This window comes from Pseudarthrobacter sp. NKDBFgelt, from assembly GCF_046097905.1.
In the GTDB taxonomy this organism is placed as follows: Bacteria; Actinomycetota; Actinomycetes; order Actinomycetales; family Micrococcaceae; genus Arthrobacter; species Arthrobacter polychromogenes.
The window spans coordinates 1-533 of sequence record NZ_JBJURL010000213.1 but is presented as its reverse complement, the minus strand read 5'-3'; the positions used below and the strand labels follow the sequence as shown (position 1 = coordinate 533).

General features: G+C 67.9%; 1 protein-coding gene. It reads left to right on the top strand.

Translation table 11 applies throughout. The annotated features are described in order from the left end of the window. Positions 1 to 533, top strand: a 533-nt coding sequence (locus ACKAE7_RS21210) for a sensor histidine kinase (RefSeq protein WP_408980251.1), incomplete at both ends; no start/stop codon positions are given.

Genomic DNA, 533 nt, shown 5'->3' with positions numbered 1-533 from the left:
TGCAGGGGGCCAGCGTGGCGCAGCAGGGCAGGCCGGTTGACGTCAATGCCGTCATAGCCGAGGCGGTGGACCGCTCCCAGCTTCCGGCGGAGAGCAAGAACATCCGGATCGTGGTGGGCGGGCGGACCGACGCGAAGGTCTTCGGAGACCAGGACCTGCTGGTCACCGCGCTCCGCAACCTGATCGACAACGCCATCCGCTACTCCCCGGAAAACACCCGGGTGGGGATTGGCGTCCGCAGCAGGGAAGGCCTGGTCTCCATCTCTGTGACGGACCAGGGTGAGGGACTCAGCCCCGAGGACCAGGAACGCGTCTTTGAACGGTTCTACCGGGTGGACTCGGCACGGTCCCGCCATACCGGCGGCACCGGCCTGGGCCTGAGCATCGTCAAGCATGTGGCCTCCAACCACGGCGGCGAGGTGACCCTGTGGTCCCAGCCAGGGCAGGGATCCACATTCACCCTCCGGCTTCCCGAAATGGAAGGCCAGGACGGCGGGGAACAACAGGATCCCGGCCCCGTTGCCGCCCCCGCC